This window comes from Pseudomonas sp. AO-1 (genome assembly GCF_019775695.1).
In the GTDB taxonomy this organism is placed as follows: domain Bacteria; phylum Pseudomonadota; class Gammaproteobacteria; order Pseudomonadales; family Pseudomonadaceae; genus Aquipseudomonas; species Aquipseudomonas parakoreensis.
This window is the reverse complement of sequence record NZ_CP079947.1, coordinates 4,792,871-4,818,516: the sequence shown is the minus strand read 5'-3', so window position 1 is coordinate 4,818,516 and position 25,646 is coordinate 4,792,871. Positions and strand designations below refer to the sequence as shown.

At 59.8% G+C, this 25,646-nt stretch carries 29 protein-coding genes and 1 pseudogene; 28 read left to right on the top strand and 2 right to left on the bottom strand.

Features of this window, described 5'->3' with window-relative positions:
• Nucleotides 1–71: 71 nt before the first annotated feature.
• The 17 genes from KVQ82_RS21895 to fliJ all read left to right on the top strand — a co-directional run bounded on the left by KVQ82_RS21895 (nucleotide 72) and on the right by fliJ (nucleotide 16,802).
• The gene (locus KVQ82_RS21895; RefSeq protein WP_145593072.1) at nucleotides 72–998 is read left to right on the top strand and encodes a ketoacyl-ACP synthase III; all 927 of its coding nucleotides are present in this window, start codon (nucleotides 72–74) and stop codon (nucleotides 996–998) included.
• A gap of 85 nt (nucleotides 999–1,083) precedes the next feature.
• Nucleotides 1,084–2,373 (top strand): motility associated factor glycosyltransferase family protein, encoded by a 1,290-nt coding sequence (locus KVQ82_RS21890; protein WP_222015809.1) that lies wholly within the window; start codon nucleotides 1,084–1,086, stop codon nucleotides 2,371–2,373.
• Nucleotides 2,370–2,642, top strand: coding sequence for a hypothetical protein (locus KVQ82_RS21885; RefSeq protein WP_041073009.1), 273 nt, complete (start codon nucleotides 2,370–2,372; stop codon nucleotides 2,640–2,642). Before KVQ82_RS21890 ends, KVQ82_RS21885 begins: the two co-directional genes overlap by 4 nt.
• Before the next feature lie 236 nt (nucleotides 2,643–2,878).
• On the top strand, nucleotides 2,879–3,730 hold the full coding sequence (locus tag KVQ82_RS21880; RefSeq protein WP_007920059.1) for a flagellin domain-containing protein: 852 nt from the start codon (nucleotides 2,879–2,881) through the stop codon (nucleotides 3,728–3,730).
• A 72-nt stretch (nucleotides 3,731–3,802) separates the two neighbouring features.
• Nucleotides 3,803–4,162 carry a flagellar protein FlaG gene (locus tag KVQ82_RS21875; RefSeq protein WP_041073007.1) on the top strand — a complete coding sequence of 120 codons (360 nt, stop codon included), beginning with the start codon at nucleotides 3,803–3,805 and terminating at the stop codon, nucleotides 4,160–4,162.
• Nucleotides 4,163–4,245: 83 nt separating this feature from the next.
• On the top strand, nucleotides 4,246–5,715 hold the full coding sequence (gene fliD / locus KVQ82_RS21870; protein ID WP_222015807.1) for a flagellar filament capping protein FliD: 1,470 nt from the start codon (nucleotides 4,246–4,248) through the stop codon (nucleotides 5,713–5,715).
• 129 nt (nucleotides 5,716–5,844) lie between these two features.
• On the top strand, nucleotides 5,845–6,243 hold the full coding sequence (gene fliS / locus KVQ82_RS21865) for a flagellar export chaperone FliS (protein ID WP_027614233.1): 399 nt from the start codon (nucleotides 5,845–5,847) through the stop codon (nucleotides 6,241–6,243).
• Nucleotides 6,244–6,254: 11 nt separating this feature from the next.
• On the top strand, nucleotides 6,255–6,551 hold the full coding sequence (locus KVQ82_RS21860) for a hypothetical protein (protein WP_041073003.1): 297 nt from the start codon (nucleotides 6,255–6,257) through the stop codon (nucleotides 6,549–6,551).
• Between the two features lie 172 nt (nucleotides 6,552–6,723).
• Nucleotides 6,724–8,199, top strand: a complete 1,476-nt coding sequence (locus tag KVQ82_RS21855) for a sigma-54 dependent transcriptional regulator (protein WP_041073001.1) — start codon at nucleotides 6,724–6,726, stop codon at nucleotides 8,197–8,199.
• Nucleotides 8,200–8,324: 125 nt separating this feature from the next.
• On the top strand, nucleotides 8,325–9,518 hold the full coding sequence (locus tag KVQ82_RS21850) for a PAS domain-containing sensor histidine kinase (RefSeq protein ID WP_222019433.1): 1,194 nt from the start codon (nucleotides 8,325–8,327) through the stop codon (nucleotides 9,516–9,518).
• A 5-nt stretch (nucleotides 9,519–9,523) separates the two neighbouring features.
• A complete protein-coding gene (locus tag KVQ82_RS21845; RefSeq protein ID WP_222015806.1) occupies nucleotides 9,524–10,915 on the top strand; it encodes a sigma-54 dependent transcriptional regulator in 1,392 nt (463 codons plus the stop codon).
• Between the two features lie 127 nt (nucleotides 10,916–11,042).
• On the top strand, nucleotides 11,043–11,372 hold the full coding sequence (gene fliE, locus KVQ82_RS21840; RefSeq protein WP_003222869.1) for a flagellar hook-basal body complex protein FliE: 330 nt from the start codon (nucleotides 11,043–11,045) through the stop codon (nucleotides 11,370–11,372).
• Between the two features lie 15 nt (nucleotides 11,373–11,387).
• Nucleotides 11,388–13,175 carry a flagellar basal-body MS-ring/collar protein FliF gene (gene fliF, locus KVQ82_RS21835; protein WP_027614236.1) on the top strand — a complete coding sequence of 596 codons (1,788 nt, stop codon included), beginning with the start codon at nucleotides 11,388–11,390 and terminating at the stop codon, nucleotides 13,173–13,175.
• A complete protein-coding gene (gene fliG, locus KVQ82_RS21830; RefSeq protein ID WP_007920042.1) occupies nucleotides 13,168–14,187 on the top strand; it encodes a flagellar motor switch protein FliG in 1,020 nt (339 codons plus the stop codon). The genes fliF and fliG overlap by 8 nt, the downstream gene beginning before the upstream one ends.
• Nucleotides 14,188–14,191: 4 nt before the next feature.
• The gene (gene fliH / locus KVQ82_RS21825; protein ID WP_222015804.1) at nucleotides 14,192–14,998 is read left to right on the top strand and encodes a flagellar assembly protein FliH; all 807 of its coding nucleotides are present in this window, start codon (nucleotides 14,192–14,194) and stop codon (nucleotides 14,996–14,998) included.
• Nucleotides 14,988–16,346, top strand: a complete 1,359-nt coding sequence (gene fliI, locus KVQ82_RS21820) for a flagellar protein export ATPase FliI (protein WP_222015801.1) — start codon at nucleotides 14,988–14,990, stop codon at nucleotides 16,344–16,346. The genes fliH and fliI overlap by 11 nt, the downstream gene beginning before the upstream one ends.
• Before the next feature lie 6 nt (nucleotides 16,347–16,352).
• On the top strand, nucleotides 16,353–16,802 hold the full coding sequence (fliJ, locus tag KVQ82_RS21815) for a flagellar export protein FliJ (protein ID WP_222015799.1): 450 nt from the start codon (nucleotides 16,353–16,355) through the stop codon (nucleotides 16,800–16,802).
• A 36-nt stretch (nucleotides 16,803–16,838) separates the two neighbouring features.
• Here fliJ and KVQ82_RS21810 read toward each other — a convergent pair whose 3' ends face one another.
• Entirely contained in the window at nucleotides 16,839–17,183 is a 345-nt protein-coding gene (locus KVQ82_RS21810; protein WP_222015798.1) for a hypothetical protein, read from the bottom strand.
• A gap of 147 nt (nucleotides 17,184–17,330) precedes the next feature.
• Here KVQ82_RS21810 and KVQ82_RS21805 point away from each other — a divergent pair.
• Nucleotides 17,331–17,444: pseudogene (locus KVQ82_RS21805) on the top strand (flagella biosynthesis chaperone FliJ); the annotation flags it as partial.
• Between the two features lie 37 nt (nucleotides 17,445–17,481).
• On the opposite strand, the gene KVQ82_RS21800 reads toward KVQ82_RS21805, so the two are convergent.
• The gene (locus KVQ82_RS21800; protein ID WP_222015796.1) at nucleotides 17,482–17,835 is read right to left on the bottom strand and encodes a hypothetical protein; all 354 of its coding nucleotides are present in this window, start codon (nucleotides 17,833–17,835) and stop codon (nucleotides 17,482–17,484) included.
• A 218-nt stretch (nucleotides 17,836–18,053) separates the two neighbouring features.
• Between KVQ82_RS21800 and KVQ82_RS21795 the strand changes: the two genes are divergently transcribed.
• From KVQ82_RS21795 to fliQ, 10 genes are all read left to right on the top strand, one after another.
• Nucleotides 18,054–18,359: an STAS domain-containing protein gene (locus tag KVQ82_RS21795; protein WP_108182045.1), complete on the top strand. Its 306-nt coding sequence runs from the start codon at nucleotides 18,054–18,056 to the stop codon at nucleotides 18,357–18,359.
• 5 nt (nucleotides 18,360–18,364) lie between these two features.
• On the top strand, nucleotides 18,365–20,068 hold the full coding sequence (locus tag KVQ82_RS21790) for a fused response regulator/phosphatase (protein WP_222015794.1): 1,704 nt from the start codon (nucleotides 18,365–18,367) through the stop codon (nucleotides 20,066–20,068).
• A 30-nt stretch (nucleotides 20,069–20,098) separates the two neighbouring features.
• Complete coding sequence (locus tag KVQ82_RS21785; RefSeq protein ID WP_041072985.1) at nucleotides 20,099–20,446, top strand: Hpt domain-containing protein; 348 nt, start codon at nucleotides 20,099–20,101, stop codon at nucleotides 20,444–20,446.
• A 106-nt stretch (nucleotides 20,447–20,552) separates the two neighbouring features.
• Nucleotides 20,553–21,947, top strand: coding sequence for a flagellar hook-length control protein FliK (locus KVQ82_RS21780; protein WP_222015792.1), 1,395 nt, complete (start codon nucleotides 20,553–20,555; stop codon nucleotides 21,945–21,947).
• Nucleotides 21,948–22,172: 225 nt separating this feature from the next.
• The gene (gene fliL / locus KVQ82_RS21775; protein WP_007966247.1) at nucleotides 22,173–22,676 is read left to right on the top strand and encodes a flagellar basal body-associated protein FliL; all 504 of its coding nucleotides are present in this window, start codon (nucleotides 22,173–22,175) and stop codon (nucleotides 22,674–22,676) included.
• A 9-nt stretch (nucleotides 22,677–22,685) separates the two neighbouring features.
• Nucleotides 22,686–23,654, top strand: coding sequence for a flagellar motor switch protein FliM (fliM, locus tag KVQ82_RS21770; protein ID WP_003222890.1), 969 nt, complete (start codon nucleotides 22,686–22,688; stop codon nucleotides 23,652–23,654).
• Nucleotides 23,655–23,707: 53 nt separating this feature from the next.
• Nucleotides 23,708–24,169 (top strand): flagellar motor switch protein FliN, encoded by a 462-nt coding sequence (fliN, locus tag KVQ82_RS21765; protein WP_164747895.1) that lies wholly within the window; start codon nucleotides 23,708–23,710, stop codon nucleotides 24,167–24,169.
• Nucleotides 24,170–24,622: a flagellar biosynthetic protein FliO gene (fliO, locus tag KVQ82_RS21760; protein WP_095139378.1), complete on the top strand. Its 453-nt coding sequence runs from the start codon at nucleotides 24,170–24,172 to the stop codon at nucleotides 24,620–24,622.
• The gene (fliP, locus tag KVQ82_RS21755) at nucleotides 24,622–25,380 is read left to right on the top strand and encodes a flagellar type III secretion system pore protein FliP (RefSeq protein WP_041072977.1); all 759 of its coding nucleotides are present in this window, start codon (nucleotides 24,622–24,624) and stop codon (nucleotides 25,378–25,380) included. The genes fliO and fliP overlap by 1 nt, the downstream gene beginning before the upstream one ends.
• Nucleotides 25,377–25,646, top strand: coding sequence for a flagellar biosynthesis protein FliQ (gene fliQ, locus KVQ82_RS21750; protein WP_041072975.1), 270 nt, complete (start codon nucleotides 25,377–25,379; stop codon nucleotides 25,644–25,646). Before fliP ends, fliQ begins: the two co-directional genes overlap by 4 nt.

The following is a 25,646-nucleotide window of genomic DNA, read 5'->3' as shown; positions in this document are numbered from 1 at the left end:
TTTCTGTTTGTCGGCGCCCCTCGAATCCTTGCGAGCGGTGGTTTTGGGCTGTTTTTTATTGGGAAGCCGTAATGATTGGCATAAAAAGCATTGCGAGCTACGTTCCTGTAGCCGGCGTGGACAATTACGCACAAGGTGCAAAATTCGAGAAGGATGAAGAATTCATCCTCGGTAAAATCGGTTCGGCCTTCCTGCCGCGCAAAGGCGCTGAACAGGAAACCTCCGATCTGTGCGTGGAAGCGGCCAATGCGCTGTTTGCCAGCAACCCTGAATTGAAACGTGAATCGATCGACGCGCTGATCGTCGTCACCCAGAACGGTGACGAAGAAGGTCTGCCGCACACCGCTGCGATCGTCCAGGACAAGCTCGGTCTGCCGACAAATGTTGCGGCGTTCGACATTTCCCTGGGCTGCTCCGGTTACGTCTACGGCATTTACGCGATCAAGGGCTTCATGGAAGCCGCCGGCCTGAAGAACGGCCTGCTGATCACCGCTGACCCGTATTCGAAAATCGTCGACCCGGAAGACCGCAACACCACCATGCTCTTCGGCGATGCCGCCACGGCGACCTGGATGGGCGAAGACCCGGCCTGGGCGCTGGGCAAGGCCAAGTTCGGTACCGACGGTTCCGGCGCGCCACACCTGAAAGTCACTGATGGCGTGTTCTTCATGAACGGCCGTCAGGTGTTCAACTTCGCACTGCTCAAAGTCCCGGCGCACTTGCACGAATTGCTCGACGACTCCGGCCTCAAGGCTGACGACATCGACGCCTTCTGCATTCACCAGGGCAGTGCGGCGATTGTCGATGCGGTGGCGCGGCGTTTCGAAGGTGAACCGGAGAAGTTCATCAAGGATATGGTCGAGACCGGCAATACCGTGTCGTCGAGCATCCCGCTGCTGCTGGAAAAACACGTACTCGATTCCGACTGGCAGCGCATTGCCCTGAGCGGTTTCGGTGTCGGTCTGTCGTGGGGCTCGGCGATCATCTATCGTCCTTGAGTCGGTCAAAAACGGCGGATACAAAAATAGCGTTCAAGGTTACCCTTGAACGCTATTTTTTTGCCTGAAGGGAGCGCGAGCCGGCATGAGCGAGTTTTTCCAAGCCAACGCCGAGGTTATCCAGCAGCGCTGGCCGGCGTTGTTCGAGCGGCTGATGGCTGAAGACGGTTCAGCGGTTCAAGCCGAGCTGGTGCAGGGCTTGGGCTCGACGCTCAGTGTCAATGGCATTCAACTGACCAGTCGCCACGACCGCGTCCACGAAGCCCGCATCCAGGCTGCCAGTCTGGCGGATAAGCCGCAGTTGCACGTCTATGGCACCGGCCTCGGCGACCTGCCATCGGTGCTGCTGGAGCGCGCCGGGCTTGAGCGGTTGTACGTGCATATTCTCAATGGCGCGTTGTTCGCCCTGGTGCTGCAACTGCTCGATCAGCGCCAATGGCTGGAAGATCCGCGCGTGCAGCTGTTCTATGCCGGTGATCTGTCAGACATCTGCACACCGTTTTTCGCCTTGCCGGCCGAGATGCTGCTGGCTGATGACTTCAACGCGAAGATCCGCGATCGGTTGGTCAGCGAAGTGCACTTGAGCTTCAACAATCGTGAATTCGATCCACATTTGCCGTTCATTCAGCAGCGTCTGCAAGACTGTTTGCCGGTGTTGCTGGGCGATGATGATGTGGCGCAGTTGTTCGGGACGGCCAGTGGCCGGGAAATCTATGTGATTGGCACCGGGCCGACGCTCGAAGGACATTTTCAGCGTCTGGCGGCGGTGCGCGCGCAGGCTGAACGTCCGGTGTTGATGTGTGTGGATACCGCTTACCGGCCATTGCGTGAGCACGGGATCGTCCCGGATCTGGTGGTCACCATTGATCAGCGCATCAGCTTCCGGCATCTGCCGTTCGAGGACTCCGCTGGCATCCCGCTGGTGTATCTGCCCATGAGCGATCCTGCCGTGCTGACCGCGTGGAAGGGCAAACGCTACGGCGGTTACTCGGCCAGTCCGGTGTACGCCGCGTTGCGCGAGCAATATCCGCGCGGGCAACTGCATGTCGGTGGCAGCGTGATTCATCCGGCGGTGGATCTGGCGGTGAAGATGGGTGCATCGCGCATTACCCTGTTCGGCGCCGACTTCGCCTTCCCGATGAACAAGACCCATGCCGGCTGGAATGACGGTGATCTGGGGCCGGGGGTCGATCAGGCGCGGCACTGGGTACAGGACGGCCATGGCCAGCGGGTCAGCACCCAGCTGAACTTTCGCGGCTATCTGTGTGTGCTGGAGCGCTATATCGCCGCGCATCCGCAGGTGCAGTTCTTCAACAGCAGTCGGGCAGGCGCGCTGATCGCCGGGACACAGTTCAATCAGGAGTTTGTGCAATGACGACGATTGAGCAGTGCGTCGACGAGTGCCGTCAGTGCGCCGGGTTGTTTCGTCTGGGGCGTGACGTTGAGGCGGCGCTGGATATGGTCGAGGTGTTCGAGGGCGCGCAGCAATTGCTGATGTCCGCGCCGGCGACGGTACAGCAGGACTGGGCCTTGGTACTCACGCAGATGCTCGACTGTCAGGAGCGCCAGGACTGGTTGGGCCTGGCTGACTGGATGGAGTACGAGTTGATCGAAGTGTTGCAAAAAGCACGATCGGCAAACTGACCGACCGCACTGGCCCGCGGCTTTGCGTGCGGGTCGGTTTTATGGCGTCATTTTTTCGCAGGTGGGGGGCGCTAAGCCCTTGTTTTCTCGGGGGTGGCAGGGTGATGGCAAATTTTTTTCAAAAAGCCCTCAAGCAACCTGCCAACCCGACGATAACTATTACGAAGGTTCTCTAGGCCATTCCAGGCGGTTGCCAGGGCCGGAAGCCGCAGTACCCAACCAACGAGGAATTCGTCATGGCTTTAACAGTAAACACCAACACCACGTCGCTGAACGTTCAAAAGAACCTGAACCGCGCTTCCGACGCTCTGTCGACTTCGATGCAGCGCCTGTCTTCCGGCCTGAAAATCAACAGCGCTAAAGACGACGCTGCTGGCCTGCAGATCTCGAACCGTATGTCTTCGCAGATCCGTGGTAACACCCAAGCCATCCAGAACGCCAACGACGGTATCTCCGTTGCTCAGACCGCTGAAGGCGCTCTGCAAGCGACTACCGACATTCTGCAGCGTATGCGTGAACTGGCTGTTAAAGCACGTAACGGCACCAACGGCACTGCTGACCAGACCGCTACCAACGCTGAATTCGCTCAGATGTCTGACGAAATCACCCGTATCTCGGCATCGACCAACCTGAACGGCAAAAACCTGCTGGACGGTTCGGCTGGTACTGTGACCCTGCAAGTTGGCGCAAACACTGGTTCGGCTAACCACATCGACCTGGTACTGAGCTCCAAGTTCGACGCCGTCAGCCTGTCGGTTGGTAGCGGTACTCTGTCCCTGACTGGCGCTACCGTAACTGGCGCTTCGCAGAACATCGACAACGCGATCACCGCAATCGACGCCGCTATCGCTGCAATCGGTGCAACTCGTGCCAGCCTGGGTGCTTCGCAAAACCGTCTGACCAGCACCATCCAGAACTTGCAGAACATCACCGAGAACACCACTGCTGCACAAGGTCGCGTACAAGATACCGACTTCGCCGCAGAGACTGCTAACCTGACCAAGCAGCAAACCCTGCAACAGGCTTCGACCTCTGTACTGGCTCAAGCCAACCAACTGCCTTCCGCTGTACTGAAGCTGCTTCAGTAATTCGGAATGAGTTTGGGCGGGAGGGTGCGCTGGTCGCGCTCTCTCGCTTTTTTACGTTAGGAGGTGATGAGCATGGACATGAGCGTAAAGCTTAACGTGTCTTATCCGGCTCCCAAGCCAGCGACGCCTGTTGCTGATAAGCCGTCCGAGACGCCAAAAGTTGCACCGGCCGACGCTCCGGTCGCTGACAAGAAAAGTCAGCAAACGGATGACGCCAAGTTGAAACTGGCCGTGCAAGAGATCGAGAAGTTCGTTCAATCGATCAAGCGTAACCTGGAGTTCTCGATCGACGAGCACTCTGGCAAGGTCATCGTCAAGGTGATCGCAAGCGAGACGGGTGAGGTCGTACGCCAGATCCCCTCCGCAGAAGCACTCAAGCTCGCAGACAGCCTCGCCAACGCAAGCCATGTGTTGTTCGACGCCAAAGTCTGATAGCTGGCATGAATAGTGTTTGTCTTTCTTGAATGACGCCTGGATGGGTCAAAAGTCTGGCAACAATCTGAAGGGAGATGCACATGGCAAGTCCAATTCTACCGGGTTCCGGACTGGGTTCCGGCCTGGACATCGGCGCGATCGTGACCGCGCTGGTCAACGCCGACAAGTCGCCGAAGCAGACGCAGATCGATTCCGCGACCAAGACCAATACCCTGAAGATTTCCGGTGTCGGCACGTTGAAGAGTGCGCTGACCGCGTACCAGACGGCGATGACCAACCTGGGCAGCAAGACCAACCCGGCATTTGCCGGCTTCACGGCGACCTCGAGCAACACAGCGATTCTCGGCGCCACCTCCGATAACACCGCGGTGTCGGGGACTTACAACGTTGTTGTCAACCAATTGGCCACTGGCTCGAAAGTTGCCAGCGCTTCATTCGCCGGCGGTGCTGCCAGTGCCATTCCGAGTGGTACCCTGAAAATCAGTCAGAATGGCACTGATTACAATGTCACGATTCCGGCCAATGCGACCTTGCAGAGCACCCGTGACGCGATCAACACGGCTCAGGGCGCCAATGGCATTTCTGCCAACATCGTGACCGATAGCAGCGGCGCTTCGCGTCTGGTGATCAGCTCGAACAAGACGGGCGCAGGTTCCGACCTGTCTGTCAGCGGGATTGCCGGTCTGGAAATCGACGGTACTCAGCCGATGGGTACCAATCCGGCGGCAGGCGCCTCTGGCAACGTCAACGGTCCTGCACAAGATGCCATGGTGACCATCGACGGTCTTCAGGTTTCCAGCAAGAGCAACACGGTCAGTGGTGCAATCAGCGGCTTGACTCTGAATCTGACCGCAGTCAGCCCAGTCGTTGGTAGCGTTGCCACGCCGACCGTTGTCAGCGTCGATACCAACACCAAAGGGCTGCAGGCTTCGGTTCAGGCGTTTGTTGACGCCTACAACACCCTGAAGACCACCATCGACACCCTGTCCAAGGCAACACCGGACGCCGATGGCAAACTGACGGTGCAGGCCGCTTTCACCGGTGACTCGTTGCCGCGCTCGCTGATCTCCGACATCCGTGGCCAGTTGACTGCTCCTGGTGCTGGTGCAGATGGTGCTTTGTCCTACCTGTCGGAGATCGGTGTGATGACCGATCGTCTCACCGGTAACCTGACGTTCGATACTGCTGCGTTCACCAAAACCATGAGTCAGCCTGGCAAGGCCGGTCAGGTTCAGCAGATGTTCACCGGGACCAATGACACCAACGGTCTGCTGGCGCGCATGAGCAAGGCGGTGGACCCGTATCTGAAAGCTTCTCCGGATGGTAAAACCACCACGGGTTTGCTTGATCAGCGTATGACCATTTTGAACAACAACACGCGCAACCTTACTTCCCAGCAATTGGCGCTGGATCTGCGTGTGGCCAACCTGACCAAGACGTTGACTGCGAAATACAACGCCATGGACCTGCTGGTTGGGCAAATGAAGGCGACGGCCAGTAACATCACGTCGTTCTTCAGCTCGCTGAACGCTCAGCAATCCGCGAAGTAACCCGCAAGAACGACAAAAACCCGGCTACGCTTTATCGGCGTGCGCCGGGTTTTTGTCTTTTGATCTAAAGTTCTGTGATTCGTTGGCGATACACTGGTTATACGAGTCATTGTGGCAATGAGGTAGAACATGAACCCAATGTTAGCCCTTCGGCAATATCAGAAAGTCGGCGCGCACGCCCAGACCTCCGAGGCGAGCCCGCACCGTCTGGTACAAATGTTGATGGAAGGCGGGCTGGCCCGCATCGCTCAGGCCAAGGGTGCCATCGAGCGCAAGGACATTCCTGGCAAGTGCACCTCGATCAGCAAGGCCATTGGCATTGTCAGCGGTCTGCGCGAAGGTCTGGACCTGGAAAAGTGTGCCGATGAATTGGCCGATCTGGACGGGCTGTACATCTACATGATGAAGCGCCTCGCCGAGGCCAACATCAACAGCGATCCGCGCATTCTCGATGAGGTCGCCGGCTTGCTGAGCACGGTCAAAGAAGGCTGGGATGCCATCGCCCCCGAGCCTGCTCCGCAGTTTTGAAGGAGAGCACCATGAGTCTTGTATTGCAGCGAATCGCCGACACCCGTGAAGCGCTGGTCAGTGCGCTGGCCGAACGCAACTGGGAAGCCATTGGCGAGCTGGATCTGGCTTGCCGATCCTGCATGGAAGACGTCATGGTCGAGGCCTCGCTGGATGAGGAGGCCTTGCGCAATAACCTTGAGGAGCTGCTCCATGTCTACAAGGAGCTTCTGGAGGCAGCGATGGGTGAGCGGCAGGCGATAGCCAACGAGATGTCGCAGATCACCCAAGCGCAAAAGGCGGCAAAGGTTTACCATCTGTTTGGTTAATTAACCCCCAGTTAATCCAGACATGTGCGCCATAAATTTGACTGTGCACGGTTTTTTGACTTAACTAGTGGCTGTTTTCAGATTTCAGGCGTCTACAGGCACAAGGTGTCCTGCAAGCGTCTCGCTTGCCCCATTTTTCGGGCATTGAGTTGACTAGGGAAGTTGCTATTGCATGTGGCGTGAAACCAAAATTCTGCTGATCGATGACGATAGCGTCCGCCGCCGCGACCTGGCGGTGATTTTAAATTTTCTCGGCGAAGAAAATTTACCCTGCGGCAGCCATGACTGGCAGCAGGCTGTCGGCTCTTTGTCATCAAGTCGTGAAGTCATCTGTGTACTGATCGGGACGGTAAATGCTCCGGGTGCACTGTTGGGCTTGTTAAAGACACTCTCGACATGGGATGAGTTCCTTCCGGTTTTGCTGATGGGCGATAATTCTTCCGTCGACCTGCCGGAAGACCAGCGCCGCCGGGTGCTTTCGACGCTGGAAATGCCACCCAGCTACAGCAAGCTGCTCGACTCCCTGCACCGTGCCCAGGTCTATCGCGAGATGTACGACCAGGCCCGCGAGCGCGGCCGTCATCGCGAACCCAACTTGTTCCGCAGCCTCGTCGGCACCAGCCGGGCGATCCAGCATGTCCGTCAGATGATGCAGCAAGTGGCCGATACCGACGCCAGTGTGCTGATCCTCGGCGAGTCCGGCACCGGCAAGGAAGTGGTTGCGCGCAACCTGCATTACCACTCCAAGCGTCGCGACGCGCCATTCGTGCCAGTCAACTGCGGGGCGATCCCGGCAGAGCTGCTGGAAAGCGAACTGTTCGGGCACGAGAAGGGCGCCTTCACCGGCGCGATCACCAGCCGTGCCGGACGTTTCGAGCTGGCCAACGGCGGTACGCTGTTCCTCGATGAAATCGGCGACATGCCGCTGCCGATGCAGGTCAAACTGTTGCGCGTCCTGCAGGAGCGTACCTTCGAGCGTGTGGGCAGCAACAAGACCCAGAGCGTCGATGTGCGCATCATTGCCGCGACTCACAAGAACCTCGAAAGCATGATTGAGGTCGGCACCTTCCGCGAAGACCTCTACTATCGCCTGAATGTGTTCCCGATCGAGATGGCGCCGTTGCGTGAGCGCGTCGAAGACATCCCGCTGCTGATGAACGAACTGATCTCGCGCATGGAGCACGAAAAGCGCGGTTCGATCCGCTTCAACTCGGCAGCGATCATGTCGCTGTGCCGTCACGGCTGGCCGGGCAACGTCCGCGAGCTGGCCAACCTGGTGGAGCGCATGGCGATCATGCATCCGTACGGGGTCATCGGTGTGGTCGAGTTGCCGAAGAAATTCCGCTACGTCGATGATGAAGACGAGCAGATGGTCGACAGCCTGCGCAGCGATCTCGAAGAGCGCGTGGCGATCAACGGTCATACCCCGGACTTCACCGCCAACGCTTTGTTGCCGCCGGAAGGTCTGGACCTCAAAGACTACCTCGGTGGTCTGGAGCAGGGCCTGATCCAGCAGGCACTGGACGATGCCAATGGCATTGTGGCGCGTGCCGCCGAACGCCTGCGCATTCGTCGTACCACGCTGGTGGAGAAGATGCGCAAGTACGGCATGAGCCGGCGCGAAGGTGATGAACAGGCGGATGATTGACGCCTGTTTTTCAACGCCTTCATTTATAAGCAGTTTTTTTTAGGCACGGGTATTGCTACATCCCTCGCAACGTTCCGTTTAACTGACGGTCAGCCAAGCGAGAGAACACAATGCCCCACGCCCAGATGTCATCTGCCTCCAATGCCGAGGGGCAATCGTCGTCCGTAGAGCAGGCGAGCCGTCAGGGGCTTGAGCAGGCGTTCGCGCTGTTCAATCAGATGTCCAGTCAATTGACCGACTCCTACAGCATGCTTGAAGCCCGGGTCACCGAGCTCAAGGGCGAGTTGGCCGTGGTCAGTGCCCAACGCATGCAGGAGCTGGCCGAAAAAGAACGTTTGGCCAACCGCCTGCAAAACCTCCTTGATCTGTTGCCCGGTGGTGTCATCGTCATTGACGGCCACGGCATGGTTCGCGAAGCCAATCCGGCGGCTATCGAGTTGTTGGGGTTGCCTTTGGAAGGCGAGTTGTGGCGCCACGTGATCGCCCGATGCTTCGCCCCGCGTGAGGATGATGGTCATGAAATCTCTCTGAAAAACGGTCGGCGACTGTCGATTGCCACCCGCTCGCTGGATGCCGAGCCGGGGCAGTTGGTGCTGCTCAACGACCTGACAGAAACCCGCCACCTTCAAGATCAACTGGCGCGTCATGAGCGTCTGTCATCGCTGGGGCGTATGGTCGCCTCGCTGGCCCATCAGATCCGCACGCCGTTGTCCGCCGCTTTGCTCTACGCCAGTCATCTGACTGAGCAGGAATTGCCGGTCGCGACCCAACAGCGCTTTGCCGGACGCCTCAAAGAGCGCCTGCATGAGCTGGAGCATCAGGTGCGTGACATGCTGGTGTTCGCCCGCGGCGAGTTGCCGTTGACTGACCGCATCACCCCCAATGCCTTGATGCAGTCGCTGCAAGCGGCAGCGTTGACCCATGTGCAGGACTTGCCCATTCGCTGGCAGTGCGACAGTCATGCCGGCGAATTGCTGTGCAACCGCGACACGCTGGTCGGGGCTCTTCTCAATCTGATCGAAAACGCGATTCAGGCCAGTGACGGCAACGTGCGCCTGAAAGTGCATTGCTACACCCGCGACAGCAGCCTGCGCCTGTGCGTCAGCGACAGCGGCAGCGGTATAGATCCGGTGGTGCTCGAGCGTCTCGGCGAGCCATTTTTTACCACCAAAGTCACCGGCACCGGGCTCGGCCTGACCGTGGTCAAGGCTGTGGCCCGGGCACATCAGGGAGAATTGCGGCTGCGTTCGCGGGTCGGGCGCGGCACGTGCGCGCAGGTGATCCTGCCGCTGTTTTCCGCTGTACAGGGAGCTGAGTAAACGTCATGGGCATCAAGGTTTTGCTGGTCGAGGATGACCACTCGTTGCGCGAAGCGCTGGCCGATACGCTGTTGCTGGCGGGCCACGACTACCAAGCCGTCGGCAGCGCCGAAGAGGCGTTGCAAGCGGTCGAGCGCGAAGCGTTCAGTCTCGTGGTCAGTGACGTCAACATGCCCGGCATGGACGGCCATCAACTGCTTGGACTGTTGCGCGCCCGGCGGCCGCAACTACCGGTGCTGCTGATGACCGCACACGGCGCGGTGGAGCGAGCGGTCGATGCGATGCGCCAGGGGGCGGCGGATTATCTGGTCAAGCCGTTCGAGCCCAAGGCTCTGCTGGACCTGGTTTCGCGGCATGCGCTGGGCTGTATCAGCGTGGCTGATAGCGACGGGCCGGTGGCGGTCGAGGCGGCCAGTGCGCAACTGCTCGACCTGGCGGCGCGGGTGGCACGCAGCGATTCCACGGTATTGATCTCCGGCGAGTCCGGTACCGGCAAGGAAGTGCTGGCGCGCTACATCCATCAGCAATCCCAACGTGCCAGTCAGCCGTTCATCGCGATCAACTGCGCGGCGATTCCCGACAACATGCTCGAGGCCACGCTGTTCGGTCACGAGAAGGGCTCATTCACCGGCGCCATCGCGGCGCAGCCTGGCAAGTTTGAACAAGCCGATGGCGGCACCCTTCTGCTCGACGAGATTTCCGAAATGCCCCTGGGCCTGCAAGCCAAGTTGCTGCGGGTACTGCAGGAGCGTGAAGTCGAGCGTGTCGGTGCGCGCAAGCCGATCGCGCTGGATATTCGCGTGGTCGCGACCACCAACCGCGATCTGGCCGGCGAAGTGGCGGCTGGACGCTTCCGTGAAGACCTTTTTTACCGTCTGTCGGTTTTCCCTCTGGCGTGGCGTCCACTTCGCGAGCGCACTGCCGATATCTTGCCGCTGGCCGAGCGGTTGCTGAACAAACACGTCAATAAAATGAAGCACGCGCCGGCGAAACTGTCGCCAGAAGCCCGGGCTTGCCTCACCGGTTATCCGTGGCCGGGCAATGTGCGTGAACTGGATAACGCCATTCAACGGGCGCTGATTCTGCAGCAGGGCGGTTTGATCCAGCCGCAGGATTTCTGCCTGACGGGCGCGGTGACGTTTGGTGCTGCGCCGTCCGTTGCGCCGGTGCAGCCGTTGGTGCGCGAGATCGAAGTCGAGGCTGAATCCGCCGGTGCGCTGGGCGATGACCTGCGGCGTCGGGAGTTTCAGATGATCATCGATACCCTGCGCACCGAACGCGGCCGGCGCAAGGAAGCGGCGGAAAAACTCGGTATCAGCCCGCGAACCCTGCGCTACAAGCTGGCGCAAATGCGCGATGCCGGGATGGACGTCGAAGGCTATCTGTTCGCCACGTGAGCGGTGGAGCGAATGTTTGAAAGTGCTTTTCTGAAAGGCTGCCCGATAGCTGGCACCCTTGTTGCTAATACCTGTGTACCCGCCGAGTGAGTGTCAAAAAATTGCGGGCCGCCCAAGAGAGTAGACCATGAGCCAAGGTATTGAATTTAATCGGTTGATGATGGACATGAAGGCCATGAAAATGGACGCCATGGCCACGCCGAAATCGACTGCCGCCGTCCCTGAACTGGCAGGCAGCAGCTTTTCCGACATGCTCGGTCAGGCCATCAACAAAGTCAGCGATACCCAGCAGGCCTCGACTCAGTTGGCCAACGCATTTGAAATCGGCAAGAGCGGCGTCGATCTGACCGACGTGATGATCGCCTCGCAGAAAGCCAGCGTGTCGTTCCAGGCTCTGACCCAGGTGCGCAACAAACTGGTTCAGGCTTATCAAGACATCATGCAGATGCCGGTTTAAGGACGAGATTGAGTCATGGCAGAAGCAGTCGCCGATAACGTTCCGGCCAAGGCCACCCCGATAGACGGCAAACCGCCGCTGTTCGGCCTGTCCTTCCTGGAAAACCTCTCCGAGATGACCATGCTGCGTCAGGTGGGCCTGTTGGTCGGCCTGGCTGCGAGCGTGGCGATTGGCTTTGCCGTGGTGCTGTGGTCGCAGCAGCCGGATTACCGTCCGTTGTACGGCAGCCTTGCCGGCATGGACGCCAAGCAGGTCATGGACACCCTGGCCTCCGCCGACATCCCTTACACCGTCGAGCCGAACTCCGGCGCCTTGCTGGTCAAGGCTGACGACCTGTCCCGTGCGCGGATGAAACTCGCGGCCGCTGGTGTCACTCCCAGCGACGGCAACATCGGTTTCGAAATCCTCGACAAGGAACAGGGTCTGGGCACCAGCCAGTTCATGGAAGCGACCCGTTACCGTCGCGGCCTCGAAGGCGAACTGGCGCGCACCATCTCCAGCCTGAACAACGTCAAGGGCGCCCGCGTGCACCTGGCGATTCCGAAGAGCTCGGTGTTCGTGCGTGATGAGCGCAAGCCAAGCGCTTCGGTTCTGGTCGAGTTGTACTCCGGTCGTTCGCTGGAGCCGGGTCAGGTGGTGGCGATCATCAACCTAGTGGCGACTTCCGTGCCTGAACTGAGCAAATCGCAGATCACCGTCGTCGATCAGAAGGGCAATCTGCTCTCCGATCAGGCGGAGAACTCCGAAATGACCATGGCCGGCAAGCAGTTCGATTACAGCCGCCGCATGGAAAGCATGCTCACTCAGCGCGTGCACAACATTCTGCAGCCGGTACTGGGTAACGATCGCTACAAGGCTGAAGTCTCGGCCGACATTGATTTCAGTGCCGTCGAATCGACCGCCGAGCAGTTCAACCCGGACCAACCGGCGTTGCGCAGCGAGCAGTCGGTCAATGAACAGCGCACCGCCAGCAATGGCCCGCAAGGTGTCCCGGGGGCCCTGAGCAATCAGCCGCCGGCGCCGGCCTCGGCACCGCAAACCACCGGTGGTGCGCAGGGCTCTACCGGCATGATTCAGCCCGGTCAGCCACTGGTGGATGCCAACGGTCAGCAGATCATGGACCCGGCCACCGGCCAGCCGATGCTCGCACCGTACCCGGCGGACAAGCGTCAACAATCCACCAAGAACTTCGAACTTGACCGTTCCATCAGCCACACCAAGCAGCAGCAGGGTCGCCTGAATCGTCTGTCGGTGTCGGTAGTGGTCGACGATCAGGTCAAGGTCAATGCGGCCAACGGGGAAACCACCCGCGCGCCATGGAGCGCCGATGAACTGGCGCGTTTCACCCGTCTGGTGCAGGACGCCGTTGGCTTCGATGCCAGCCGTGGTGACAGCGTCAGCGTGATCAACATGCCGTTTTCCGCCGAACGCGGTGAAGTGGTTGCCGATATTCCGTTCTACTCCCAGCCATGGTTCTGGGACATCGTCAAACAAGTGCTGGGTGTGTTGTTCATCCTGGTGCTGGTGTTTGGTGTGCTGCGTCCGGTGTTGAACAACATCACCGGTGGCGGCAAAGGCAAGGAGCTGGCCGGTCTGGGCAGCGACGTGGAACTCGGTGGCATGGGCGGCCTGGACGGCGACCTGGCCAACGACCGCGTGAGCCTCGGTGGTCCGCAGAGCATTCTGTTGCCGAGCCCGAGTGAGGGTTACGACGCACAACTGAATGCAATCAAGAGCTTGGTGGCCGAGGATCCGGGTCGCGTGGCTCAGGTCGTGAAAGAGTGGATTAACGCAGATGAGTGATAACCGAGCCGCAACTGTCAAACTGAACAAGGTCGACAAAGCTGCAATTCTGCTGCTGTCCCTGGGTTCGACCGATGCCGCGCAAGTGCTGCGCCACATGGGCCCGAAAGAGGTTCAGCGGGTGGGTGTGGCCATGGCTCAGATGGGCAACGTCCATCGCGAGCAGGTCGAGCAGGTCATGAGCGAGTTCGTCGACATCGTCGGCGACCAGACCAGCCTCGGCGTCGGTTCCGACGACTACGTGCGCAAAATGCTTACCCAGGCCTTGGGCGAAGACAAGGCCAACGGCCTGATCGACCGCATTCTGCTCGGTGGCAACACCAGCGGCCTCGACAGCCTGAAATGGATGGAGCCGCGCGCGGTTGCCGACGTGATCCGTTACGAACACCCGCAGATCCAGGCCATCGTCGTCGCGTACCTCGACCCGGATCAGGCCGGTGAAGTGCTCGGCAACTTTGACCACAAGGTGCGCCTGGACATCATCCTGCGCGTTTCGTCGCTGAACACCGTGCAACCGGCTGCGCTGAAAGAGCTGAACCAGATTCTCGAGAAGCAGTTCTCCGGCAACTCAAACGCCTCGCGCACCACCCTGGGTGGCATCAAGCGTGCGGCGGACATCATGAACTTCCTCGACAGCTCGATCGAAGGCCAGCTCATGGACTCGATCCGCGAAGTCGACGAAGACCTGTCCGGTCAGATCGAAGACCTCATGTTCGTGTTCAACAACCTCGCCGACGTCGACGACCGCGGCATCCAGGCGCTGTTGCGCGAAGTCTCTTCCGATGTGCTGGTGCTGGCCCTCAAGGGTTCGGACGAAGGCGTCAAGGAGAAGATCTTCAAGAACATGTCCAAGCGTGCCGCCGAACTGTTGCGCGACGACCTCGAAGCCAAAGGCCCGGTGCGCGTCAGCGACGTGGAAACCGCGCAGAAAGAAATCCTCACCATTGCCCGTCGTATGGCCGAAGCCGGCGAGATCGTGCTCGGTGGCAAGGGCGGCGAGGAAATGATCTAAGCCCATGGACAAGCATGACGAGTCAGTGACGGATCTGATCCGCGCCCGCGATGTCCGTGGTTTCGAATCCTGGGCACTGCCCAGCTTCGATCCGCCGAAACCGGAACCCGAGCCGGAGCCGGAGCCCGAACCGCCGGAAATGGAAGAAGTGCCGCTGGAAGAAGTCCAGCCACTGACCCTGGAAGAACTCGAAAGCATCCGTCAGGAGGCTTACAACGAGGGCTTTGGCATCGGTGAGAAGGAAGGTTTTCACAGCGCCACGCTCAAGGTGCGTCAGGAAGCCGAAGTGGCGCTGGCGGCAAAACTGGCCAGCCTCGAACAACTGATGACCCACCTGTTCGAGCCGATTGCCGAGCAAGACACGCAGATCGAAAAATCGCTGGTCGACCTCGTGCAACACATCACCAGACAGGTGATCAAGCGCGAACTGGCGATCGATTCCAGCCAGATCGAACACGTCATGCGCGACGCGCTCAAGTTGCTGCCGTTGGGCGTGGACAACGTGCGCCTGTACGTCAATCCGCAGGACTTCGAACAGGCCAAGGCCTTGCGCGAACGCCATGAGGAAACCTGGCGCATCGTCGAGGACGAGTCGCTGATGCCCGGTGGTTGCCGGGTTGAAACCGCGCACAGCCGCATCGACGCGAGCATTGAAACCCGCATCACCCAGGTCATGGGCAAGCTGTTTGACCAGTTGCACGAACAGTCTCTGCACCCGGCTGCGCCGGATCTGAGTCTGGACATTCCTGAAGAAAGCCCATCGGCGACTGCGCCGCAAGAGCCGCTCGCGGACATCCCCGATGCGCCTTGAACGCACCAGTTTCGCCAAGCGCTTCAGCACCTATGCCGACGCCACTGAAATCGCTGGCGCGCCGATTCTTGAAGGCCGCCTGCTGCGCATGGTCGGCCTCACCCTCGAAGCCGAAGGCTTGCGCGCCGCCATGGGCACACGCTGCCTGGTGATCAATGACGACAGCTATCACCCGTCCCAGGTGGAAGCGGAAGTCATGGGGTTTTCCGGCAGCAAAGTCTTCCTGATGCCGGTCGGCAGCGTCGCCGGCATTGCCCCGGGCGCCCGTGTGGTGCCGCTGGCCGAAACCGGTCGTCTGCCGATGGGCATGAGCATGCTCGGTCGCGTACTCGACGGTGCCGGACGGGCGCTGGACGGCAAGGGCGGGATGAAGGCTGAAGACTGGGTGCCGATGGACGGCCCGACAATCAACCCGCTCAACCGCGACCCGATTCACGAACCGCTGGATGTCGGCATCCGTTGCATCAACGGTTTGCTGACGGTCGGGCGTGGTCAGCGTCTGGGCCTGTTCGCCGGTACCGGTGTCGGTAAATCGGTGCTGCTGGGCATGATGACCCGCTTCACCGAGGCCGACATCATCGTCGTTGGTCTGATCGGTGAGCGGGGTCGAGAAGTTAAGGAGTTCATCGAGCACATCCTCGGTGAAGAAGGCCTCAAGCGTTCGGTGGTGGTCGCCTCACCGGCGGACGATGCGCCGCTGATGCGTTTGCGCGCGGCCATGTACTGCACGCGGATCGCCGAGTATTTCCGTGACAAGGGCAAGAACGTTCTGTTGCTGATGGATTCGCTGACCCGTTTCGCTCAGGCTCAGCGGGAAATCGCTCTGGCCATCGGCGAGCCGCCAGCGACCAAGGGTTATCCGCCCTCGGTGTTCGCCAAACTGCCGAAACTGGTAGAGCGCGCCGGTAATGCGGAGAAGGGCGGGGGTTCGATTACTGCGTTCTACACCGTGTTGTCCGAAGGCGATGACCAGCAGGACCCGATTGCCGACTCGGCGCGGGGCGTGCTCGACGGCCACATCGTGTTGTCCCGGCGGCTGGCCGAGGAAGGGCACTATCCGGCCATCGACATCGAAGCCTCGATCAGCCGGGTGATGCCGGCGGTGGTTTCGGCGGAACACATGCAGCGTGCGCAGTACTTCAAACAGCTGTGGTCGCGCTATCAGCAGAGCCGCGATCTGATCAGCGTCGGCGCTTACGTCGCCGGTGGCGACCGAGAGACCGATCTGGCGATCAATCTGCAGCCGCAACTGACCCGCTACCAGCGGCAGGGGCTGAACGACAAGATCAACATGGGCGAGAGCCAGGCCTATCTGGAAACCCTGTTCGCGCCTGCGGCGGGCGGGTAACCGGCCATGGCCATGAGCCGAGCTGCACGTCTGGCACCGGTGGTGGAAATGGCCGAACAGGCTGAAAAAACGGCCGTCCAGCGCCTGGGATACTTTCAGGGCCAGGTCAAGGTGGCTGAAAGCAAACTCGCCGACCTCGATGCCTTTCGTCTGGATTATCAAGAACAGTGGATCGTACGCGGCAGCGACGGGGTTTCCGGGCAATGGCTGCTGGGGTATCACGGCTTTCTGGCGCAACTGGACACCGCGATCGACCAGCAGCGGCAAAGCCTGGCCTGGCACCAGAACAACCTGATCAAGGCGCGAGACGCCTGGCAGCAGGCGTTCGCCAAGGTCGAAGGCCTGCGCAAACTGGTGCAGCGCTACCGCGAAGAGGCGCAACGCCTCGAAGACAAGCGAGAGCAGAGGTTGCTGGATGAGTTGTCGCAGCGTTTGCCGCGGCACGATCCGTATTAAACGTGCCGCAGCAGTAGTGCTAGAGGATGGTCTGAGTCATTCGGCTAATATTGTGAAACTGAACAATGCGGAGAATCCCAGAAATTTGGAGTCGCGGAACACGGTGATGAAGGCATATATCTGTTTGCCCACAAGTTCCCAATCATTGGCAGGATCGATGGCTATACCGTGATCCTCTCGATCAGAGCCGAGTATACGCTTCTTTATGATGGGGAAGGTTCCATCGGCTACAAGGTAAAATGCAAGCTCGTCGCCTTTCTTACCCGGGTAGTTCGCCATCACGTAGGTATCACCACTTTCGTATTCAGCGTAGGTGACGATGTTTGGTGACAGGGTGTTTTTCAGGAACGGTGCTTCGAAAAGTGTATTAGGCGAGTTCATGATGCAGATCCTTTGATCTTAGGGCAGCGAAATTGCTGCCGCTTGATTAAGGGCTACGCCTCTTTCCTCGGTCCACTGTCAGATCTGACAGTGGCGACGAGCGGCAGTCTCGGTCAGTCTCGGAGTGGCTGCAGGGCATCGGTCTTACTGCGCAAACGATTGCAGCGCTACCGCGAAGCGGCGCAACGCCTCGAAGACAAGCGCGAGCAGAGGTTGCTGGATGAGTTGTTGCAGCGCCTGCCGCGACGCGATCCATACTGATGCGACGCGGCAGTACCGCTTTAAACGATGTCTTGAATCAATCGGCTGATACGCTGAACGTGAATGCCTTGGATTGACCCAGCGTGATTGATTTACGTCTTACGGTGAAGTACACACTGACCGTTTTTCCCACAAGTTCCCAATCGTCGGTCGAGTTGATTTTCGTGCCAACTTCCCCATTCGTAACTCCCGCGGAAGAAACTCTGGCGAGTTTTTCATAGTGCACATTCCCGTCAGCGTCAAAGACAAATGTGACTTCGTCATTTAGCTCTGTACGGTATCGCGCCATTACAATGGCTTCGCCTCGTTCGTACTCTGCATGGCTGATCTGGGTGGGCGACACTGTGTTTTTCAGGTGTGGCGCTGGGTAGGGTTCTTTTGACGAGCTCATGAGTCATATCCTTCGATTCGAGCGCAGCGATTTTGCTGCCGCTTGATGATGGGTTTGGATAATCATCGCGCACACTGACAGATCTGACAGTTACGACGAACGGTGCGCGAAGAGGGTGCAAATGAATCCATGGTCATTTGTTGCTGCAATCGAGTTGCTGGCCGCTCTACCAAGTGCTAAACCTTGTACACGTTCGTCAATGACAAGGAAGCCAGTCAATGTCAGTCGTTACAGAAGTCTCTCCGGATGGTCAAAAACTGACGATTTCGGTCAGGGGGCGGTTCGATTTCGGGCGCCATCAGGAGTTTCGCGAGGCCTATGAGCGGCTTAACCGCAAGCCTGACTCCATCGTGGTCGATCTGAAGGACGCCACCTACCTCGACAGCTCCGCGCTGGGCATGCTGCTCCTGCTGCGCGATCACGCCGGCGGCGACGACTCGGACGTGCGGGTGGTCAACAGCAACTCCGACGTGCGCAAGATTCTCGCCATCTCCAACTTCGACAAACTGTTCGACATCAGTTGACGGCCATGCAGGCGCAAGAGCCGCTGACGATCCTGATCGCCGAAGACAGCGCCGCCGACCGGTTACTGTTGTCGACCATCGTCCGGCGTCAGGGACATGAAGTACTGACCGCCGCCAATGGCGCCGAAGCGCTGGAAGTGTTTCGGCGCCAGCCGCTGCATCTGGTGCTGATGGACGCGATGATGCCGGTGATGGACGGCTTCGAAGCGGCGCGACAGATCAAGGCGCTGGCGGGCGAAACCCTGGTGCCGATCATCTTTCTGACCTCGTTGACCGAAAGCGAAGCGCTGGCACGCTGTCTGGAGGCGGGCGGCGACGACTTTCTGGCGAAGCCGTACAACCAGGTGATCCTTGCCGCCAAAATCAAGGCGATGGATCGCTTGCGTCGTTTGCAGGCCACGGTGCTGCAGCAGCGCGACCTGATTGCCAAGCATCACGATTACCTGCTCAACGAACAACGCGTGGCCAAAGCGGTGTTCGACAAGGTCGCGCATTCGGGTTGCCTGAGCGCGCCGAATATTCGCTACCTGCAATCGCCCTATGCATTGTTCAACGGCGACCTGCTGCTGGCGGCCTACACGCCGGCCGGCGACATGCATGTGCTGCTCGGTGATTTCACCGGCCACGGTCTGCCGGCGGCGGTGGGGGCGATGCCGTTGGCCGAAGTGTTTTACGGCATGACGGCCAAAGGTTACGGCCTGGCCGAAACCCTGCGCGAGATGAACGCCAAGCTCAAGCGCATCCTGCCGGTGGACATGTTCTGCTGCGCGACCATGCTTTGCCTGAGCTTTCAGCGCCGTACTGTGGAGGTGTGGAACGGCGGCATGCCCGATGGCTATCTGCACCGGATCGCCACGGGCGAACGGCTGCCGCTGCCGGCGCGGCATTTACCGCTGGGGGTGCTCAGCCCGCAGGCATTCGACGATCGCACCGAAGTGCAGGCCATGGCGGTGGGGGACCGCGTGTTCCTGCTGTCAGACGGCGTGATCGATACCACTGACGCCGATGACCGCTTGTTTGGTGTCGAGCGTTTGCAGCAACTGTTTGCCGCCAATCGTGAACCGGACAACCTGTTCGCCGAGATCGAGCAGGCCTTGCACGCCTTTCGTGGCGAGCCCCGCGACGATGTGAGCATGGTCGAGATCAGTCTGCTGGAAGCGGCGCAGGTGGTGCCGTCGGCGCCGGTGTACTCCGACAGCGGCCAATCCTGTCCGCTGGACTGGTCGGTTAGCTTCGAGTTTCGCGGTGCGACGCTCAAACGCTTCAATCCGTTGCCATATTTGCTGCAATTGTTACTGGAAGTACATGGCTTGCGCACCCAGGGTGGCGCAATCTACAGCGTGCTTGCCGAGCTCTATTCCAATGCACTGGAGCATGGCGTGCTGGGACTCGATTCCAGCCTCAAGCGCGATGCCGCTGGATTCGCTCGCTACTACGAGCAGCGCAATGCACGACTCGAAGCGTTGCAGGACGGTTACGTGCGCGTGCATCTGCAAGTGAAACCGCAAGGTGCCGGAGGCTGCCTGGTCATCCGCGTCGAGGACAGCGGCAAGGGGTTTGACGTGGCGCGCGTGATGGAGCGACCGCTGGACGGCGTCCGTCTGTCGGGGCGCGGCGTCAGCTTGATTCGGCAATTGGGGCATAACGCCAGTTGGTCGGACGAAGGTCGCAGTGCTTGCGTAGAGTTTTTCTGGGAGGTTAGGGCATAATTCGCCGATTCTTGATCAAGGAGTGAACAAGTGACTGACCAACATGTGGATCGCGAAGTACTCGATGCGTTGCGCGAAGTGATGGAAGACAGCTATCCGGATTTGCTGGATACCTTCCTGACCGATTCTGAAAGTCGCTTGCATCAATTACAAAAGACCGCCGACGCCAAGGTGTTGGCCGAGGTCGCCCATAGTTTCAAGGGCAGCGCCAGCAACATGGGCGCCGTGCGACTGGCGACGCTCTGTCAGGCGCTCGAGGCGGACGCCAGAAACAAAAGTCCCGCCGAAATCGTCGATCTGGTGGCGGACATCAGCAGCGAATTTGCCGATGTGCGACCTGTCTACGAAGACGAACGCCAGCACGCCCTCACGCATTGAATCCTGCCGTCCGGCGCTTTTCGCCAGCGCCGGACGAAACTGGCCCGACACTTGCAATAATCCCCGTCAACTGTACCTACGATCCCAGTGCAGCGGAGACCGTGTCATGCCTGCGACCCCCAATGTTCTTCTTCAATCTGCCGCCCAGGCCAAGGCGCAAGCCGCTGCTGCCAAAGCACCGGTCGTGGCTGCAGACGCCGGGGACAAGGCCTCAAGCTTCGCTCAGGTGTTCGCTGATCAAGGCCCGAAAAAAAATCTGCCAGGCACTGACAGTTCGTTGAAACCGGCACGTGACAAGGTTGCCGACAACAGCGACAAGAAAGATCTCGGCAGGGATAAGTCTGCCGCCTCGCAACAGACCGTTGCCGATAGCGGCAATGCCTTGCCTGCCGACAAGACCGCTTCGACTGCATCCGATGATCAGGCGGCCTCTGACAATGCCGCCACCGATGCGGCCGCTGACAGCACGCAGACGCCAGTGGCGGACACCCCCCCGGTAGATCCGGCGCTGGATCCGGCGCTGGTGCAAACCGTGCAACCGCTGGTGACTGCACCGGCGGTGCCCGCGCCAGTCGCTGCAACACCGGAGCCGGTCAAGGCCGAGACACCGGTCGTGGCTGCAACCGTTGCGCCAGCCGTGGTCAAAGACCCGACGGCATCGACCGATAGCGCTTTCGACCCGGCGGCCGATCCACTCGATTCGCTGCCGGCGGTGCGCATGGCGATGGAGCAGGGCGGACACATTTCTGCCAGCAGTCAGGCGCAACCCAAAGCTACGCCGGCCCAGACTCAGGCCGACGGTGAATTGACTGCGGCGCAGAACTTCGCTGCCGGCATGGCGAGCATGCTCGACGTACAGGCCGACAAGGACAGCACCAGTCAAAGCGGCGAGAAAGCCTTCAGCGGTCTGATCGACGATGGCCTGAAAGATCTCAAGTCTGCCACCAGCGACACTCGAGTCGATGATTTCGCCAACCGTCTGGCGGCGCTGACTCAGGCGGCTACGCCGAAAACCGCGAACGCGGTGCCGGTGAATCAACCGATCGCCATGCACCAGAGCGGCTGGACCGAAGAAATCGTCAACCGCGTCATGTACCTGTCCAGCGCCAACCTGAAGGCGGCGGATATTCAATTGCAGCCGGCAGAGCTGGGGCGTCTGGATATTCGGGTGAACATGGTTCCGGACCAGCAGACCCAAGTGACCTTCATGAGCGCGCATCCAAGCGTGCGTGAAGCGCTCGATGGTCAGATGCATCGCCTGCGTGACATGTTCACCCAGCAGGGCATGGGCCAGGTTGACGTCAATGTCTCCGACCAGAGCCGTGGCTGGCAGGGTCAGCAGGGTCAGGAACAGGCGCAGCAGGGTCAGAGTGGCCGCACCAGCGCTGCTGGCGGACGTCTGGATTCGGCGGAAGAAGAATTGGCGCCTGTGAGCGTGGCCGAAGCCGCTGCGCAAACCACCAGCGTGATCGGCTCCAGCGCCGTCGACTATTACGCCTGATTCAAGGTGTTCACAAAAACCTGTGGGAGCTGGCTTGCCAGCGATGGCGCCGGCACATTCAAAACCAATGTGTCAGACCAATCGCGATCGCTGGCAAGCCAGCTCCCACAGGGCTTGTATCGATTCATGCACCTCGCTCCTCCAACGCTCCGACACTTCTGGCATAACACTTGCTCTTGCCTTGCCGTGCGACTGTGAAAACCCGATTAGTGACGGATTATTGGCATGGCGAAGAGCGAAGCAGCAGCTGTAAAAGACCCCGCGACCAAAGGCAAACTCAAGATGATCATCCTGATCGTGGTGGCTCTGCTGCTGGCGATCGGTGTTTCCGTGGGCGCGACCTGGTACTTCATGCACAGCGCTCAGAGCAAGCCTGCCGCAGCGGCCGAGGCTACTCCGGTCGGCAAGCAACCGGCGATTTTCGAGCCGATGGCGCCGGCGTTTGTCGCCAACTACAACCAGAACGGCCGTCAGCGCTACATGCAGGTGAGCATCACCATGCTGGCGCGTAATCAGGCCGATCTGGAGGCGCTCAAAGTGCACATGCCGGTGATCCGCAACAACCTGGTGATGCTCTTCTCCGGTCAGGATTTCGCCACACTGGCGACCCCGGTCGGCCAGGAGATGCTGCGCCAGAAGGCCACAGCCAGCGTCCAGGAAGTGGCGCAGAAAGAGCTGGGCAAAGTGGTGATCGAACAGTTGCTTTTCACTAATTTCGTACTGCAGTAGGAACACGACATGGCCGTGCAGGATCTGCTGTCCCAGGATGAAATCGACGCGCTGTTGCATGGCGTCGACGATGGTCTGGTACAGACCGATAACGCTGCCGAACCCGGCAGTGTCAAAAGCTACGACCTGACCAGCCAGGATCGCATCGTCCGTGGACGCATGCCGACCCTGGAAATGATCAACGAGCGTTTTGCCCGTTACACCCGCATCAGCATGTTCAACATGCTGCGCCGCTCGGCCGACGTTGCCGTCGGTGGCGTACAGGTGATGAAGTTTGGCGAATACGTGCACTCGCTGTACGTGCCGACCAGCCTCAACCTGGTCAAGATCAAACCGTTGCGTGGTACCGCACTGTTCATCCTCGACGCCAAACTGGTGTTCAAGCTGGTGGACAATTTCTTTGGCGGCGACGGCCGTCACGCCAAGATCGAAGGGCGTGAATTCACCCCGACCGAACTGCGTGTGGTGCGCATGGTGCTGGAGCAGGCCTTCGTCGATCTGAAGGAGGCCTGGCAGGCGATCATGGAAGTCAATTTCGAGTACATCAACTCGGAAGTGAACCCGGCCATGGCCAACATCGTCGGCCCGAGCGAAGCGATTGTGGTCTCCACTTTCCACATCGAACTCGACGGCGGTGGCGGTGACCTGCACGTGACCATGCCGTACTCGATGATCGAGCCGGTACGCGAAATGCTCGACGCCGGTTTCCAGTCGGACCTCGACGATCAGGACGAGCGTTGGGTCAACGCCCTGCGTCAGGACGTGCTCGATGTCGACGTGCCGATCGGCGCCACCGTGGCCCGCCGTCAGTTGAAGCTGCGCGACATCCTGCACATGCAGCCGGGGGATGTGATCCCGGTCGAAATGCCGGAAGACATGATCATGCGCGCCAACGGCGTACCGGCCTTCAAGGTCAAGATGGGCTCGCACAAAGGCAACCTCGCGTTGCAGGTGATCGAGCCGATCGAGCGGCGCTGAAGCGCCGCTCTCACCCCCACGCATTTAACTGAATTGTTGCCCGCCGAGGACAAATGATGAACGACGAAATGAACGCCCAGGACGATCAGGCACTGGCCGATGAATGGGCTGCGGCTCTGGAAGAGACCGGTGATGGCAGCCAGGCTGACATCGATGCGCTGCTGGCGGCCGACGCTGGCGCGGCAAGCTCCAACCGTCTGCCGATGGAAGAGTTCGGCAGCGTGCCGAAGAACAACGATCCAGTGACGCTGGATGGCCCGAACCTCGACGTGATCCTCGACATCCCGGTGTCGATCTCGATGGAAGTGGGCAGCACCGACATCAACATCCGCAACCTGCTGCAACTGAACCAGGGTTCGGTGATCGAGCTCGATCGTCTGGCCGGCGAGCCGCTGGACGTACTGGTCAACGGCACCCTGATCGCGCACGGCGAAGTGGTGGTGGTCAACGAGAAGTTCGGCATCCGCCTGACCGACGTGATCAGCCCAAGCGAACGCATCAAGAAGCTGCGCTGAGTGAAACGGTTTCTCTGGGCTTTGCTGGCACTGCCATTGAGCGTGCTGGCCGCCGAGCCGTCGACGGCGACCACCGTGCCCGCTGCCACCGCGCCGATGGTCAACAGCGGCGTGGCCGGGCAACTGACGCAACTGGTGTTCGGTCTGTTGCTGGTGCTGGGGTTGATCTTCTTCCTCGCCTGGCTACTGCGCCGGGTGCAGCAGGCCGGGCCAGCGGGCAAGGGCCAGGTGATCGAACTGATCGGCTCGCGCGCGCTCGGTCCGCGTGACCGGTTGATGCTGGTGCAGGTCGGCAACGAGCAAATTCTGTTGGGCCTCAGCCCTGGCACCATCACCGCGCTGCACGTGCTCAAAGAACCGGTGCAAGTGCCGAGCAGTAGCGAAAAAGCGACCCCGGAATTTGCCCAGCATCTGCTGAAGATTCTCGGCAAGGATCAGAAGGATAAGAAGTAATGGCTGCGCTCCGCATCGTCTTGACGCTGGCCCTGATGCTGGCCGCGCCACTGGCATTCGCCGCCGATCCGTTGTCGATCCCGGCGATCACGCTGGGCACCAATGCCGACGGCGCGCAGGAATACTCGGTCAGCCTGCAGATCCTGCTGATCATGACGGCGCTGAGCTTCATTCCGGCGGCCGTGATTCTGATGACCAGTTTTACCCGGATCATCATCGTCTTCTCGATCTTGCGTCAGGCCCTCGGTCTGCAGCAGACGCCGTCGAACCAGATTCTCACCGGCATGGCGCTGTTCCTCACCATGTTTATCATGGCCCCGGTGTTCGACCGAGTGAACAACGATGCGCTGCAGCCGTACCTGGCGGAAAAGCTCACCGCGCAGCAAGCGGTGGAAAAGGCTCAGGTACCGATCAAGGACTTCATGCTCGCCCAGACCCGCACCAGCGATCTGGAGCTGTTCATGCGTCTGTCCAAGCGCACCGACATCGCCACCCCGGATCAGGCGCCGCTGACCATTCTGGTGCCGGCGTTCGTCACTTCCGAGCTGAAGACCGCCTTCCAGATCGGTTTCATGATCTTCATCCCGTTTCTGATCATCGACCTGGTAGTGGCGAGCGTGCTGATGGCGATGGGTATGATGATGCTCTCGCCGCTGATCATTTCGCTGCCGTTCAAGATCATGCTGTTCGTGCTGGTGGATGGCTGGGCGCTGATCATCGGCACTCTGGCCAGTAGCTTCGGAGGTGTCTCGCCATGACGCCGGAAGTTGCGGTCGATATCTTTCGTGAAGCGCTGTGGCTGACCACCTTGATGGTCGCGATTCTGGTGGTGCCGAGTCTGTTGGTCGGCTTGTTGGTGGCGATGTTTCAGGCCGCGACGCAGATCAACGAACAGACCCTGAGTTTCCTGCCGCGTCTGTTGGTGATGCTGGTGACGCTGATTGTGGGTGGTCCATGGATCGTGCAGACGTTCATGGAATACATCATCCAGCTCTACAAAAACATCCCGATGGTCATCGGCTGA